This window comes from Bacillus jepli (assembly GCF_047238305.1).
Classification (GTDB): domain Bacteria; phylum Bacillota; class Bacilli; order Bacillales; family Bacillaceae_L; genus Ferdinandcohnia.
The window spans coordinates 640,412-656,851 of the sequence record NZ_JBDFMO010000001.1 but is presented as its reverse complement, the minus strand read 5'-3'; the positions used below and the strand labels follow the sequence as shown (position 1 = coordinate 656,851).

Annotated in this window: 14 protein-coding genes and 1 riboswitch; all 14 genes read left to right on the top strand. The window is 37.1% G+C overall.

The features are described from left to right. The first annotated feature begins 312 nt into the window (after window positions 1–312). Window positions 313–414: riboswitch (purine riboswitch) on the top strand. 124 nt (window positions 415–538) lie between these two features. The 14 genes from ABC371_RS03200 to ABC371_RS03135 all read left to right on the top strand — a co-directional run bounded on the left by ABC371_RS03200 (window position 539) and on the right by ABC371_RS03135 (window position 16,423). Continuing rightward, on the top strand, window positions 539–1,687 hold the full coding sequence (locus tag ABC371_RS03200; RefSeq protein WP_412895549.1) for a BMP family lipoprotein: 1,149 nt from the start codon (window positions 539–541) through the stop codon (window positions 1,685–1,687). Between the two features lie 112 nt (window positions 1,688–1,799). Further along, entirely contained in the window at window positions 1,800–3,332 is a 1,533-nt protein-coding gene (locus ABC371_RS03195) for an ABC transporter ATP-binding protein (protein WP_412899262.1), read from the top strand. After that, window positions 3,325–4,476: an ABC transporter permease gene (locus tag ABC371_RS03190; RefSeq protein WP_412895548.1), complete on the top strand. Its 1,152-nt coding sequence runs from the start codon at window positions 3,325–3,327 to the stop codon at window positions 4,474–4,476. The genes ABC371_RS03195 and ABC371_RS03190 overlap by 8 nt, the downstream gene beginning before the upstream one ends. Next, the gene (locus ABC371_RS03185) at window positions 4,476–5,435 is read left to right on the top strand and encodes an ABC transporter permease (RefSeq protein WP_412895547.1); all 960 of its coding nucleotides are present in this window, start codon (window positions 4,476–4,478) and stop codon (window positions 5,433–5,435) included. The genes ABC371_RS03190 and ABC371_RS03185 overlap by 1 nt, the downstream gene beginning before the upstream one ends. 248 nt (window positions 5,436–5,683) lie before the next feature. Continuing rightward, entirely contained in the window at window positions 5,684–6,283 is a 600-nt protein-coding gene (locus ABC371_RS03180) for a 50S ribosomal protein L25 (RefSeq protein WP_412895546.1), read from the top strand. Between the two features lie 339 nt (window positions 6,284–6,622). Then, window positions 6,623–7,267, top strand: coding sequence for a TetR/AcrR family transcriptional regulator (locus ABC371_RS03175; RefSeq protein ID WP_412895545.1), 645 nt, complete (start codon window positions 6,623–6,625; stop codon window positions 7,265–7,267). Window positions 7,268–7,281: 14 nt separating this feature from the next. Continuing rightward, window positions 7,282–7,452, top strand: coding sequence for an anti-repressor SinI family protein (locus tag ABC371_RS03170; protein WP_412895544.1), 171 nt, complete (start codon window positions 7,282–7,284; stop codon window positions 7,450–7,452). 248 nt (window positions 7,453–7,700) lie between these two features. Then, window positions 7,701–8,075, top strand: a complete 375-nt coding sequence (locus ABC371_RS03165; protein ID WP_412895543.1) for a hypothetical protein — start codon at window positions 7,701–7,703, stop codon at window positions 8,073–8,075. A gap of 647 nt (window positions 8,076–8,722) precedes the next feature. Further along, a complete protein-coding gene (locus tag ABC371_RS03160) occupies window positions 8,723–9,733 on the top strand; it encodes an ABC transporter substrate-binding protein (protein WP_412895542.1) in 1,011 nt (336 codons plus the stop codon). Window positions 9,734–9,837: 104 nt separating this feature from the next. Then, window positions 9,838–10,698, top strand: coding sequence for an ABC transporter permease (locus ABC371_RS03155; protein ID WP_412899261.1), 861 nt, complete (start codon window positions 9,838–9,840; stop codon window positions 10,696–10,698). Between the two features lie 2 nt (window positions 10,699–10,700). Next, window positions 10,701–11,873 carry a quaternary amine ABC transporter ATP-binding protein gene (locus ABC371_RS03150; RefSeq protein ID WP_412895541.1) on the top strand — a complete coding sequence of 391 codons (1,173 nt, stop codon included), beginning with the start codon at window positions 10,701–10,703 and terminating at the stop codon, window positions 11,871–11,873. 196 nt (window positions 11,874–12,069) lie between these two features. After that, window positions 12,070–13,032, top strand: a complete 963-nt coding sequence (locus tag ABC371_RS03145) for an AAA family ATPase (RefSeq protein WP_412895540.1) — start codon at window positions 12,070–12,072, stop codon at window positions 13,030–13,032. Next, on the top strand, window positions 13,032–14,249 hold the full coding sequence (locus ABC371_RS03140; RefSeq protein ID WP_412899260.1) for a DUF58 domain-containing protein: 1,218 nt from the start codon (window positions 13,032–13,034) through the stop codon (window positions 14,247–14,249). Before ABC371_RS03145 ends, ABC371_RS03140 begins: the two co-directional genes overlap by 1 nt. Beyond that, window positions 14,246–16,423 (top strand): transglutaminase TgpA family protein, encoded by a 2,178-nt coding sequence (locus ABC371_RS03135; RefSeq protein WP_412895539.1) that lies wholly within the window; start codon window positions 14,246–14,248, stop codon window positions 16,421–16,423. The genes ABC371_RS03140 and ABC371_RS03135 overlap by 4 nt, the downstream gene beginning before the upstream one ends. Window positions 16,424–16,440 lie beyond the last annotated feature (17 nt).

Sequence of the window (16,440 nt, the reverse complement as noted above, 5' to 3'; positions counted from 1 at the left end):
TCCTTAAGCTAGAAGTATAATTTCTCCTAAAAAAATTACCTAGTGTGCATTATAAAGTTAATCTTATGAAAAATAAACAATACGCGGTCTTTTTTAATATTTAAAACAGGATTGAAACATTTTAACCTGATTGCAATACGCCATTCGTTCATTTGGCGAAAACTAGTGTTACTTAAGAACTCACCTGTATTTTCCAAAATATTATGGTTGTTTTTATTTGAAAACCCTCTCAATTCCGAACGTTAATTAATATTTTAGAAAAAACATCCGTTTTTCGTTGACAGGTAGAATTTATGATGTTACTATGAGTGAGTAAAAATTAAATATTATTCTCGTATAATATTGGGGATATGGCCCGAAAGTTTCTACCAAGCTACCATAAATAGCTTGACTACGAGGTTGCGTATATAAAAATGGAGATAAACGTATGCTTTATTTCCGTTCTCTACCTTCCTACAAGTCAAGCACCGGTATAACTCGGTGCTTTTTAATTTTTACAGAAATAATACAACATGACTTACAGAGGAGGATCATTTCGATGAAAAACACAAAGAAAATCGTAATGATATTATTTATTGCTTTAATGACTGCGGTTATGGCAGCATGCGGAAGTGACTCAGCTAATGAAAATGAGGCTAAGTCTGAAAACGGTGAAGAAGGATTAAAAATTGCTATTGTAACAAGCCCTTCAGGCGTGGATGATGGTAGTTTTAATGAAGATAACTATAATGGAATTTTAAGCTTTATTGAGAAACATCCAACAGCAACAGTTAAGGCTGTTAAAGAAGAAACTGGTGACCCAGCTGCGGCTGTACAAGCTGTTGCTGATATTGTGGCAGATTATGATGTGATTGTAACACCTGGATTTCAATTTGCTGGTGTTTCAAGTATTGCTGTAGAAAACCCGGATAAAATTTTTATTTTAAATGACTCTGAGCCTGCACCTGTAGGTGACCAAACAGATTTCGATAATATCTATGCAATGAACTTTGCTGAACAAGAAAGTGGTTTCTTTGCAGGAATGGCTGCAGCACTTGAAACAAAATCAAATAAAGTAGCGGTTGTAAATGGAATAGCTTATCCGTCAAATGTAAATTATCAATTTGGCTTTGAATCAGGTGTAAATTATGTGAATAAGGTGTATGGAAAAAATGTTGAAATGGTTGAATTATCAGGTTATGCAGGAACTGATGTAACAGGTGCTGATGTTGGTGGTAACTATGCAGGATCTTTTGCAGATGAAGCTACTGGTAAAGTGATCGGAAATGCGTTAATTAAACAAGGTGTAGATATCATCTTTGTTGCTGCAGGTGGTACTGGTAATGGTGTATTCACAGCAGTTAAGGAAGCTGAAGGCGACGTAAAAGTAATTGGTGTAGACGTTGACCAATTTGATGATGGTGTAAATGGTTCTGAAAATATCGTATTAACATCTGCTGTTAAATTCATGGCGATGAATATCGAAAAAACCTTAAATACTGTTGAAGATGGAACTTTTAAAGGTGGTAATGTCGTTCTTTATGCAGATACAGATTCAACTGGTTTTATTAAAGAAGAAGGTCGTCACCAATTATCAGAGGATACACTAAGCAAAATGAATGAAGCTTACGAATTAGTGAAAGAAGGTACAATCGTACCTGCATCTAACTTTAATGATCATACTCCAGAAGAGTTTCCAGGGCTATAAGATTAAAAAGAGCACAATAACGAAGTGAATCATGAGAAGTTTATCATTTCCTCATTTTAGAGGAATGATGAACTTCTTTTATTTCCTATTATTGTGATAAAGGAGAAGAATGATGTCTGATTATATTGTAGAAATGAAACATATAACCAAACGATTTCCTGGAATAGTAGCGAATGATGATGTATCCATTGGTATTAAAAAAGGTGAAATTTTTGCTTTACTTGGAGAAAATGGTGCAGGTAAATCAACATTGATGAGTATTTTAGGTGGTATGTACGAACCCGACGAAGGAGAAATTTTTATTCGTGGAGAAAAAGTGAAAATTAGCTCACCTAATCATGCCGCAAAGCTTAACATCGGAATGGTCCATCAACATTTTAAGTTGGTCTCTGATTATACAATTACCGAGAATATTATCTTAGGGGTTGAGCCAATTAAAAAATTTGCAGGGCTCTTTCCGTACGTAGATCTTCGAAATGCGAATCGTAAAATTGAAGAACTGTCTAAAAACTTTGGCTTAGAAGTGGATCCGACGAAAAAGATTGCCGATCTTACTGTCTCAATGCAGCAACGGGTGGAAATTTTAAAGGTGCTTTATCGTGAAGCAGAAATCCTTATTTTTGATGAACCAACTGCAGTCCTAACGCCACAAGAAATTGAATTCCTACTAGGTATTATCGAAGGTCTTCGAAATGCTGGAAAAACCATTATCTTAATCACACATAAATTAGATGAAATTAAAAAAGTGGCCGATCGATGTGCGGTATTGAACAAAGGTAAATTAATTGATGTGTTGGATGTAAAGACAACATCGGTTAATCTTATGGCTCAATTAATGGTCGGTAGAGAGGTAAGCTTTGAATCTGAAAAAGCACCTGCTCAGTTTAAAGAAGAAGTATTAAAGGTCGAGCATCTAACCATTAAAAATGAAGATGGATTTGAAGTCGTGAAAGATGTTTCCTTTACCATACACGGTGGCGAAATCTTTGCTATTGCCGGAGTTGCAGATAATGGACAGGTTGAAATCGCGGACGCTATCGCTGGATTAACAAAGGTTAGCAGCGGGAAAATATTCCTTGATGGTAAGGACATTACTAACGAAAGTATAAGAAACAGAACAGAAGCTGGAATCTCTTATATACCTGAAGATAGACAAAACTTTGGACTCGTATTGGATTTTGATTTATCAACGAATCTAGCCTTAAAGCAGTACTATAGGGAGCCATTTGCTAGTAAAGGAATCTTGAAAACGGAGGAATTTGAGCAATTTGGTAGTCAGTTGATTGATAAATTTGATATTCGAAGTGGCCAAGGTAATAAGACACAAGTTCGTTCGATGAGTGGTGGTAATCAGCAAAAAGCCATTATTGCTCGCGAAATCGAATTACAATCGCCACTCATGATTTTCGTTCAGCCAACTCGAGGAGTAGATATTGGAGCGATTGAGAACATCCATAAAATGATCATTCAACAACGGGATCAAGGAAAAGCGATTTTACTTGTTTCATTAGAGTTAGATGAAATTATGAATGTAGCGGATACCATAGGAGTTATATATAATGGCCAACTTCAAAAGGTTGCTAGTAGTGAATCATTAACGACGAATGAAGTCGGCGAATATATGATGGGGGCAAAGCATGAGTAAAGATAAAAAGAAAAATAACTTAAGTTATCGTCTTTTACGACTTATAAGTAATGAGAAATGGCAACCTATCTCAATTCCGTTAGTCTCCATACTAATAAGCTTTATTGCGGCGGCTATTGTTATCCTGTTAATTGGTAAAAATCCGTTACAGGCATTTTACAACTTACTTCAAGGAGCAGGGATCATGCCAAAGCCTTCCTATGCAGGATATAAGAGCATGTTAACTGATTTTTTAAGTTTGCTAAATGCGATGACGCCGCTTGTGTTTGCCAGCTTAGCGGTTGCAGTTGCGTTTAGAGCGGGGCTATTTAATATTGGGGTTTCTGGTCAAATGCTCGTCTCTGGTTTTTTAGCGACGATTATCGTCGGTTACAGTGGTTTAGATGCCATCCTTGCAAAGCCGCTTGTGTTAGTAATCGGAATTGTCGCTGGCGGATTAATGGGAGGATTAGTAGGATGGCTAAAATATAGGTTTAATATAAATGAAGTCGTATCTACGATTATGCTAAATTATATTGCGCAATATGTCATAAGCTTTTTTATTCAAATGTATTATGTCGATCCTATTTCAAGACAATCAAAATATATATCAGATGAAGCAAGACTGACTTTAGTTAATGTTGATATAGCTAACTTAAAAATGGATATTCCATTAGGCTTTCTGTTGGCCATTATTATCGCTATTTTAATAAAGTTTTTCTTAGATAAGACAGTAGTAGGTTTTGAAATTAAAGCTGTAGGGTCTAACCGCAATGCGGCAAAATATGCAGGCATTAATGTCGGACGAAATACAGTCTTAGCCATGACGATTTCAGGAGGATTGGCTGGTCTTGCAGGTGTCACCTATTATTTAGGTTATTTTGCTTCCATCCAACCAAAAGTATTATCAAGTATCGGTTTTGATTCCATTGCTGTATCACTTTTAGGAAACTCTCATCCAATTGGTATTATCTTTTCTTCATTTTTAGTATCTATCATTGATCAGGGAAGCACGTATATGAGCTCACAAGCGGGTATCAGACAAGAAATTTCTTCTGTTATCATCGGGTTAATCCTATTGTTTAGTGCATGTGGTGCTTACATGAAATATAAAGTCAGCCGTTTGAAGGAAAAAGAAGTGGAACGAAAGGAGATTGAATCATAATGGATACAATAATTATTGATGGATTATCCTTTGCTCTGCCTCTTTTTATCATCGCAATAGGCGGTATATATAGTGAAAAGAGTGGTATTACGAATCTAGCACTTGAAGGTTTTCAAGGGTTCGGTGCGTTCATCGGGGCGCTATCAGCTGTTTTAATCGCTAATGCTTCTGGTACAGATATTCAAAATCTATTTTACGTGGCGTTACTATTTTCAATGATTGGTGGAATGGCTTTTTCTATTATTCATGCGGTCCTAAGTATTAAGTTTAAGGCTGATCAAGTAATCAGTGGTGTTGTAATTAATATTTTGGCGTTAGCATTAACGACTTTCTTAACGACTCAAATAAATGCAATCGTATTTGGCTCGGCCTCGGACAAGTTCCGTTTAGGTGTATCAGAGCGTTTTACGATTGAAGGTTTAGCCAATATACCAGTAATTGGTGCGGTCTTTACGAATGTATATCCGTTTGAAGTGATTATTATCGTGATTGCCATTTTTGCTTGGTATCTTTTATATAAGACAAAATTCGGTATGCGTCTAAGAGCAAGCGGGGAAAATCCTCATTCAGTAGATGCAGCTGGTGTAGATGTTGCGAAAGTTCGATTTTCTGCTGTGCTTATATCCGGTCTATTATCAGGCCTAGGCGGCATGTGTTTTGCCTATTCCATTTCAGCTAATTTTTCTTCAAATATTTATATGGGATATGGGTTCTTAGCCATCGCTGCATTAATTTTTGGGAACTGGCGGATTCTCCCTACTTTAGCGGCTTGTCTATTATTTGGTTTTGCAAAATCTGGAGGCTCGTTTATTGCTCAGTCAATGGCATTACCAAGTAGTTTCACGGATTTATTCATGATTTTACCGTATGTATTAACGTTATTATTACTAATCTTTTTCTCTAAATCGAATCGTGCTCCGAGAGCATTAGGTGAAATTTATGATAAAGGAAAAAGGTAGATAATTTTATAAAGTCATATTGGCTTCTCATAAGTTGATAAAACTTGTGGGAGGCTTTTTTTCTATTAATCATTAAATGGAAACGTATAGAAATTGTCATCGAACTCGTTTCTTCACCCTGTAAGCCAATTATGTGAAATAAAATGATAGATTCGATATACTAGATATATAACTAATTCTAATGTTTTTTAGAATATAGTTTCTATAAAAACTAATGTCTAAGTAAAAATCAGAAAGGTGGAAATTAAATGAATACGTTAGTAGCAGAAAAAAGAAATAGTACTAAAAAGTCTAGTTTGAAAAAATTGAGAAGTGATGGGAAAATCCCTGCTGTTGTTTATGGAAGTGATATTCAAACAGAATCCATTGCGGTTAACAATGTTGATTTAAGAAAGGTAATAAAGAGCGCTGGAAGAAATGGTATTTTCGCACTAAATCTTGATGGGAACTCAAAGAATGTTATTTTAAGAGATTACCAACATAACCCTGTAACGAAAGACGTCCTTCATGTCGACTTTCTTCAAGTTGATAAGGATACGGAAATTGATACTAAAGTGAATGTGATTTTAAAGGGAACCTCAAATGGAGAGAAATCTGGAGGAGTTGCGAAACAATTTCTTTACGAATTGGACATTACAGCAAAAGCGAATGATCTCCCTGATTTTATTGAGATTGACATCACTGAATTTGAAATTGGCCATTCCGTTCGAGTAGCAGATATTAAAAAGGAATATAGTAAATGCACGATCAAACACGAAGATGATGAAACGATCGTCACAATTGATTATATTAAAGCACAAACAAATGAAGAGGATGAAATGGGTGAAGTTGAAGTTTCAGGTGTCTAATCCTAGCAATCTAACCTGGTAAGTTGAAAATAGGACAATAAGACAGACCCAAAACTACAACCCAAAACACTTGTTGCGACCAAGTGTTTTGCCGTTTATAAGTGTAAACAAAGCCAATAATGATATCAATACTTTTGTAGAAAAAAATTTCTTTTTTGATTAGTCTATAGTAGCAGATTTTCCTTTTTTTCTATAGATTTTCCTTAAAGAATTCAATCATAAAAGACTACTTCCTAAATTCAAGGAGGTAGTCTTTTTTCGTGAAATTTGTCAGTTTTTGTAGGTTAAAACTGGAAATAGACTACTTGACCAGGGGGTGTTTTGTAAGAGATAATACTCGTGAGTAATATAATTTTAATAAAGATAAAAGGCGGCATTATCATGGGACAACGTGGGAGACAGAAGGGGTCAGTTGGGATCAAAAGCAAAGAGGCAATCCTTATGGTTGCAGCAGAAGAATTCGCAGAACATGGATTTCACGAAACGAAGGTCAGTACGATTGTAAAAAGGGCTGGACTCACACAGCCTAGTTTTTATCTCTATTTCTCAAGTAAAGAAGCTATTTTTGAAGAGCTCGTACATACATTTCGTAACAAATTAATCATGCTAACCCAGAGTAGCAGACTTGAACCCGATTTGGATACAAACATACTACCTTCCAAAATAGCTAAAGGTCTTAGTGGGATCTTTGAATTTTTTAACGACCATCGTAATTTGACGAAGATTGGATTTTTTATCGCAAGCGAATCGGAGGAAATTAAGCGAGTTATTGTAAATCATATCACTGAGAATCTTCTAGCAGAACAACAGGATAACTACTTTCGACAAGAGATAGAAATGCAAACCGTTGCAGAGTGCTTAATTGGGGCCATTGAGCGACTTACCATCACGAAATTATTCACAGATGAAAAAAATCCACAACAACTAGCAAATGAAATAGTGGATATCTATTTGTATGGCTTACAAAATCACGAAACCAACTAATAATATATTGGGGGATGGGTAAGATTAAAACGGCAAATAAGGGCGATCTAGTGGAACTTGACGGGGAATGGGTAGAATTAATCATCGAAGCTAAAAATATGGGGATGAAGCTTGAAGATGTGTTGGCTTTTTTTGAAAAAAGGATGAAAGATGGGACCCAAGAAACAGTCAACGATCGTACCTAGCCAGCAATGTATAGCAGATAGGACGTTGCAGATAAAGTCCAGCTATCAACTTAAAGCCAGTCCAAACATTAATAGGTATCACACACTCTCATCTAAATAAACCTCAGTTTCCTTCTTCAATGAAGAAAGCTGAGGTTTTTCTATTGACAAAACCGCTTTCTTTAGCGGATGTGTTACAATAAGGGGAGGTAACCAAATCTCTTGGGCTTAAAACTGATAAGGAAAATGAGGGCGAGGGATTAGCAAACATGCATACTGTTTTTACATATATTGTTACCCTTATTGCAATAGGGATTTCCGTGTTTATTTCGCTTTTTTTTAAGGCTGAACTAGAGCGAATGTTTCGTGAAAAAACGAGTGTGATCGCTTTTCATATATGTAATATACTTATTGTATTAATGGTGTCATTTGCGTTTTATGCAGTATTTACGATTTATATATTTGAGAAGGATTTAAACCTATTGCTTCAAATGCTTATTAACTTGTTCATCATCCTACCTATTTATATCATTGGGAATATCCTGTTTGAAAAAAATAAATTTAAGTTTCGTAAATACAGACCGGCTGAGGATGGAAAAGTGCTTGTGATCAACGAAAAATACTTACAGAAGAAAAAAAGATAGTTTTTAATAGAAGGAAAATGGAAACCAGATACTCACATCTGGTTTTTTGCTATTTTCCGAGATAATTTCCATATAAATTGGCATGTGTCTGGTCATAGCTGAACTAAATAGGGGACTAAGGTACTATCGAAATACTACATATAGCATATTTTGATAAAAATACTGAAAATTTCTTCATATTTGGAGGATATGAAAGGATATGGGAGGATTTTTGAAGGATAAATAATTTCGGCAACCTGAGGTTTTGAAATCATGAAATATGCTAGTTTATCACGAGATATGCTACATTATCAGGTTTGTCCTCATTTTATTATTCCTCTATACTTTTAATATAGACCTTGGGTTCACCCATGTGAAACCAACAAATATCTTTTCCCTCCAAGATCAATAGTTCAAAAGAAGTATCCTCGAAATCTTGCGAAAAATGTAGCCTTTAATATATCTCCTACATTTTTCACCTGACTGATTAATTAATTGTCACCTTTCTATTAATCTAATCACATCGTGCAATTGTTGTATAAGTTTGGAGAAATCCGTAGCGTCAAAAAATGAATGAATATTCATTTTTAGTGAGTTGTCTTTTCTATTAAACTTTAGTAAATAAATCTGTTTACTAATAAATGAAACAAAAAGGGGAGAAATGAAGAATGAGTCGAAAATTATTAATACTATTAGCCGTTTTACTACTCGCGTTAGTTGGATGTAGTAGTGAGGGGTCTTCAGGAGATGGAGAACCAGAAAAAATAGATAAAATTGTGCTTGCTGATGCTGGTTGGGATAGTATTCGCTTCCATAACAGTATTGCACAAAGAATCCTAGAGGAAGGATTTGGCTATCAAACAGATGTTACAGCGGGATCGACTGCTGCAACACTTGAAGGCTTACGTCAAGGTGACATCAATGTGTATATGGAAGTTTGGACTGACAATGTCAAAGAGCTTTATAAAGAAATGACAGATGCTGGGGATATTGAAACAGTAGCTACTAACTTTGATGATAATAGCCAAGGGTTTTATGTTCCCACTTATTTGATTGAAGGGGACAAAGAAAGAGGAATCGAGCCGTTAGCTCCAGATTTAAAAACAGTTGAGGACTTGAAGAAATACCCTGAATTATTCCCTGACCCAGAGGATTCAAGCAAAGGTCTTATCGTAGGTGCTCCTACAGGATGGGCTGTTGGGGAAACAATGTCAGTTAAGGTTGACACATATGGCTTAGGAGATACGTTTAACTATATTAGTCCTGGTTCAGATTCAAGTGCAGTTGCAACGTTAGTTGATGCATATGAAAAGGGCGAAGGATGGGTCGGATATTACTGGTCACCAACATGGGTAACGGCAAAATATGATCTTACTCTTTTAGAAGAACCAGAATATAACGAAGAACAATGGAATGAAGACTTTGGCACTGCATTCCCACCAAATGATGTTGTCGTAGCTGTCCACAAGGATATGCCTGAACAAGCACCAGAGGTTGTGGAGTTTCTAAAAAACTATAAAACGAGTAATGACTTAACAGAAGAAGCTCTTAAATATATGAATGAAAATGATGCATCTGCTGAAGAGGCTGCCCAGTGGTGGATGAAGCAGCATGAAGATGTTTGGACTTCTTGGGTTTCAGAAGATGTCGCTGAAAAAGTAAAAAAATCATTAGAGTAATTTCGTTGTTGTAGTAGTTGGTGTTCGCCAGCTACTACAAATTTATTATAGTAAGAGATTTTGTGAAAAAAGTGAGGTGAATGGTTACATTATGTAACCTACTTATGGGTAGTTTTCCAGAAATACGATGGGAATTTATTGGTGAGTATGTAGAAAAATTTATTAAGTGGATTGATACAACGTTCGAAGGGTTTTTTGATTTCATACATCTAATTTCCTCTCAAACTATCAATGGAATAAGTGGATTTCTTAATTTCATTCCATGGTGGCTCTTCTTAATTATTATTTTCCTTTTAGGATGGCGTTTTAAATCTGTTCTTTCTGGTGTGTTATATGCTTTCTTTATATTTTTAATTGGAACGTTTGGATTATGGGATGTATTGATGATCACGATTGCGATTGTCTTAACATCGGTTCTCATATCCCTCATTATTGGAATTCCACTAGGGGTGTGGATGGCATTTAGTAAAGGATTTTCCATTGTCATGAAGCCGATTTTGGATGCGATGCAGACCATGCCAAGTTTCGTTTATTTAATTCCTGCGATTTTCTTCTTCAGCCTAGGAAATGTTTCAGCAGTATTTGCAACGTTAATTTATGCGTTGCCGCCTGTTATCCGATTGACGGAGCTAGCGATTCGCAATGTGGATAAAGATGTGATTGAATCTGCCCAATCATTCGGATCATCAAGATGGCAAATGCTTACGAAGGTTCAATTACCACAAGCACTTCCAACGATTATGGCAGGGGTAAACCAAACAACCATGATGGCACTTGCGATGGTTGTTATTGCATCAATGGTTGGTGCGAAGGGACTTGGTGAACAGGTTCTGATTGCGATTAATCGCATTGATATGGCACTTGGATTTGAAGCGGGTATCAGTATCGTGTTTCTAGCTATCATTATTGACCGTGTGACATCAGGGGTAGCGAACTCTTTCCAGAAACACAGGAGGTCTGAATAAGCATGGAAATGAAAATTAAAATAGAGAATGTCTCAAAAATATTTGGTCCAAAACCAAAATCCGTTATTCCGATGATTGAAAAAGGAATGAGTAAAAAAGAAATTTTAGAAAAAACCAATCATACCGTTGGTGTGTACAATGCATCAATGGAAATCAAGAAAGGTGAAATCTTTGTCATCATGGGACTATCCGGAAGTGGTAAGTCGACATTGATTCGCTGTTTTAACCTTTTAAATAAACCAACATCCGGATCTATCTATGTAGATGGGGAGGATATTGTTCGTTATAGTTCTTCCCAGTTGAAGAAGTTCAGACAGGATAAAATCGCCATGGTGTTTCAGCACTTTGGGCTATTCAGTCACCGAACGGTATTGGCGAATGTGGAATATGGCCTAGAGATCAAAAATGTCTCAAAGGAAGAACGCAGAGACATTGCGTTAAAAAATATTGAAAGTGTCGGACTAAAAGGATATGAGGATAAATATCCAGGAGAGCTTTCTGGTGGGATGCAGCAGCGCGTGGGACTTGCACGAGCACTTGCAAATGACCCAGATATCCTCCTAATGGATGAACCTTTTAGTGCATTAGACCCACTCATTCGTCGAGAAATGCAGCTTGAGCTTTTAGAACTTCAGGAGAAGCTTCAAAAGACGATTATTTTTATAACACACGATATCAATGAAGCTTTTAAACTTGGAGACCGTGTTGCGGTGATGAAGGACGGGGTAGTCGAGCAAATCGGTACACCGGAGGAAATTATTGAGACCCCTGCGAATGATTATATATCCGAGTTTATAAAAGATATTGACCGCTCTAAGGTTTTACAAGCGGAGCATGTTATGATTCAATCTAATGCGCTGATATCCCTAAAGGACAGTTTACAAGTAGCGGTAAAAGAAATGCAGAAAAATGGGATCTCAAGTGTATTCGTTGTGAATAAGCATAGACGCTTAGAGGGAATTGTGACTATTGACGATTGTATCGATGGGATCAAGGAAAAGAAGACACTGTCTGATGTGATTCGGGACGATATTTTTACAGTATCAAAGGATGAATATATCCAAGACATCATTCCAAAGGCATTGGAAACAAAGTTCCCGTTAGCTGTTGTTGACGAAGACCAACGACTAGTAGGAATCATTCTCCGGGTTCATGTGCTTTCTAGTCTCGTTTAATAGAATACAAGCAAACTCTGGCTCAGATTGTTTTTATAATCTGAGTCTTTTTTGATTAACTGGAGCAGCTATCAAAACTTATGGAACGATGTTTATTGAATTTAGGAATCGTCTATATTCGCTTTTATAATTAGTGTGTGAATAGTATAATAGTTACATATATTGTAAGAGATACGAGTTTTTAGGGGGACGGAAAATGGCGCAGCTTGACACGTTACATCCAGTTTTAGGAAGAGTTATCGAAAATATCGAAAAAGTTATGATCGGAAAAAGAGATGTGGCCACACTAAGCTTGGTTGCATTATTAGCGGAAGGCCATGTTTTACTAGAAGACGTGCCAGGTGTAGGGAAGACAATGATGGTGCGTTCCCTCGCGAAATCCGTGAGCGCGGAATTTAAACGAATTCAGTTTACGCCCGACCTATTACCATCGGATGTAACTGGAACGTCTATTTATAATCCAAAAGAACTCCAGTTTGAATTCAGACCAGGTCCGATTATAGGTCATATTGTACTAGCGGATGAAATCAACCGGACATCTCCGAAGACACAATCTGCTTTACTAGAAGGTATGGAAGAAAGTAGCATCACAGTTGATGGAGTAACAAGACCTTTACCAAAGCCATTCTTTGTCATGGCCACACAAAACCCGATTGAATATGAAGGAACATATCCACTTCCAGAAGCACAGCTCGACCGTTTTCTATTAAAAATGAAAATGGGTTATCCGTCCGTAAATGAAGAAATTGAGGTTTTAAATAGAGCTGAAAGGTCTAAGCCAATTGAGCAGCTTGAAGCAGTCATTACGCTTGAAGAGCTAAGAGCCCTACAAAAGGAAGTAAGGGAAGTCTATGTTGACCAAACCATTAAAGAATATATCGTAGATTTAGTTAGCCGAACGAGAGAGCATAGTTCAATTTATCTAGGGGCTAGTCCACGTGGTTCGATTGCATTAATGAAGGCAGCTCAGGCGTATGCTTTGATTCACGGCAGAGATTTTGTGATTCCAGATGATATCCAATACCTTGCACCATATGTTCTACCACATCGACTCATTTTAAAATCGGAAGCAAGATTCGAAGGAATGACGACCGAGAAGGTAGTGACGAAAATTATTGAAAGAACGCCGATTCCTGTGCAAAGGTCGTTGAATCGTTGATGAGGAAACTATTTCGAAAGCTAAAAGAAACGGGTAAGCTCGTAAATATCTTCCTTCTCATTGTAGCAACTTTTGTATATGCGATGTTTCAAGGTGGGTTTGTCAGCTGGTTTCTATTTTATAGTTTTATCCCCTTTGGGCTATATTCCTTTGCTTTAAGTATCTATCCTCTTAAGGATTTTAAACTGGTTCGTCACATCAACCAAACAGAATATGTGGCAGGGGAAAAATTTGAAGCAACGATTGAAATTAGGCGAAAGATTCCTTTTCCATTAATGTACCTAATTATTGAGGAACTTCTCCCACCACAATTAAAAAAGTATGAGCAATCCAAGCGGTCAAAGGTCATTCTTTTTCCGTGGTTTAAAAGGGAATTGACCTATAAATATGAATTCGATTCAATCCAGAGGGGAGAGCATATATTTGAAGGAATTCGTATCAAGACGGGAGATTTGTTCGGACTGATAGAAAAGGAAGCTATTGCACCGGTTCGAGACCAGTTTCTAGTATATCCACAGTACGTAGATATGATATATCGACAGCTTGAGAGTCGATTTGAACAAGGGATGACATCTTCACATGTAAGATTACAGCGAGATACAGCAATTGCGGTTGGTGTAAGAGACTATACACCAGGGGATCGTTTTTCATGGATCGATTGGAAGGCATCAGCAAGACGAAATAATATTATGACGAAGGAATTCGAGCAGCAGCAAAGCCATGATGTTGTTTTATTCATGGATCGAACGAAGTCCAATCATTTTGAACAGGTTGTCACCTTTACAGCCTCCCTTACAAAAGCTATTTTGAGAAAAGGTGCCCAGGTCTCATTTATCTCCGTTGGGGAGGATCAAGCTGTTTTTCCTTTAAAAGATGGCGAATCCCAGCAGCAAGTGATTTATTACCACCTAGCAAAGGTAAAAGACGATAGTCCTCTACCATTCTCACAAATTGTGGAGTCGGAGATGAAAAAAATCTACCAGCCTGTAACCTTCATGCTTGTTACAAGTGAACTAAGCAAGGATACGATTCATTTAGTTGGCAGATTTACAATGAGAAATGCAGATCTGCAAATGTTCGTCATCAAAGAAAAAGGAACTCAACTAACACAGGATGAGATTAGTGTCCTTGGAGCCATTCGAAAGCATAATGTGTTTGCAAAAGTCGTATATGAAGGGCATTTTGCAGACATTTTCCATGAGGTGAGAAAATCATGAAGCCTAAAATTCCAGCACAACGTGATATTCGGAACCTATTATTGAATGTATTTGGCTTTCTTTTGTTGTGGGAATGGCTGCGACCACTTAAGACTGTGACAGATACGCAGGAGACAGCCGGGTTTGTCATTTTTATTGGGGCATGCTTTCTATTGTTATTTTTACGAGTGCCGTTTTTACTAGGTGCATTCATTAAGGTTTTTCTAATCGTGTATATGATTCACTCGCTCTATTTTAAAGAAAATTTTTTAGATATTACATGGTTGGGTGAACTTGTTGCCGATATTATAAAAAATATTGGGCTCATGTTTCAAGCGAATTGGTGGGGAATGACGCCGATTTTTCGGACGCTTCTCTTTAGTATTTTGCTTTGGTTAATGAGTTATCTCCTTCATTATTGGTTTACTCATCAAAAAAGAATCCTTTTGTTTTTCGTGTTGACCATCATTTATATCACGGTGATCGATACTTTCAGCCCTTATAATGCCCAAATGGCAATCGTTCGAACCGTGTTAATTGGATTCTTCATGCTCGGGATCCTGCAATTTGAGCGTTTAAAGGATAAGGAACTTTCGAAGCATGTAAGCATCGGAAAAAAATGGGCAATTCCTTTAGCTGTTTTTATTCTGTTTTCTACATTTATAGGATACGTCTCCCCGAAGGCTTCACCTCAATGGCCAGACCCGGTTCCATTTTTAAAAGGATATGGACAGGAGAATGCCAATGGTTCGATTAACGGGGTAAAGAAAATAGGCTATGGTACGAATGACCAAAATCTAGGTGGTCCCTTTATTGCCGATGATACGGTCGTCTTTACAGCAAAAACTGAAAAACGCCATTATTGGCGAGTCGAAACCAAGGATACTTATACCGGGAAGGGCTGGAGATTATCAGGGCAACCGGAAAAGGACATTTTTTACGATGAGAATACAGCTGTAAAATGGTATGAGGAAAAAACAGAAGTAGAGGAATTCGAATCTCAAATTCAAATGGATCTAAAATATTCACATATTGTGTATCCGTTAGGATTGACATCTGTTGAGGCAGATCCGGATACCCATTTTAGTGTCAACACATTATCCGAAAAAATCTCGACTTACAAAGGCAATAATGAAGTTAAATTGGAACGCTATTCTCTTCATTATGAGTATCCGAAATACTATATTAATCACTTAAAAGAGGTTACGGAGCCGGGTAGGATTGAGCAGATTGACCTTTTTAGAGAAAGGTACATGCAATTACCAGATAACCTCCCTGAACGTGTAAAAGAACTTGCTGTCGAAATCACAAGTTCACATACAAACCGGTATGACAAAGTAAAGGCGGTCGAAAATTATTTTCAGTTAAATGGGTTTGCATATGATACCCAAAATGTCGCCATCCCAGGAACTAACGAAGATTATGTAGACCAGTTCTTGTTTGATACAAAAGTGGGCTATTGTGATAATTTTTCAACTTCAATGGTCGTTTTATTGAGAGCAGCTGACATTCCTGCAAGGTGGGTTAAAGGCTATACAGAGGGTGAGCGAGTCGAAGTAAACACCTATGAAATCACGAACAATAACGCGCACTCTTGGGTTGAAGTTTATTTTCCGGAGTTTGGTTGGGTACCCTTTGAGCCAACCAATGGATTTAGTAACGCTAATCTATTTTCCTATGATTTAACGATGACTGGAAACGAAAATAGTCAAACACCACAAACAACACCAATGGAAATTCCTGAGGAAAAAGAGGCGGAAGAAACGGTGGCGACACCTGTTTCAGAAGACACGGATAACAGCATCTTTGAAAAACTCGGGGATGCCTTCTCATGGAAATATGTACTGATTTTCTTCTTGAGCCTTTTCTTGATTGCATATGTCTTTTATAAGACGCGAAAAAAGTGGATGCCATACCTATATATTTGGATGTACAAAAACGCCAAAGATGAAGAGGTGTATTTTAAAGCCTATCATGCGTTGCTTAAACAACTAGAACGTGTCGGCCTCCCAAGAAAAGACGGTCAAACCTTGAGGGAATATTCGCTCCAAGTCGATCGCTTTTACAAAGGGCATGAAATGGAACAATTAACATTAAGCTATGAACGAGCCTTATACCGTAAAGACAACGCCTATAAGGAATGGTCAATGTCCGTCGAATTATGGGAAAATTTAATTAAAAAGATATCATCTTGACCAATAGATACCTGCTT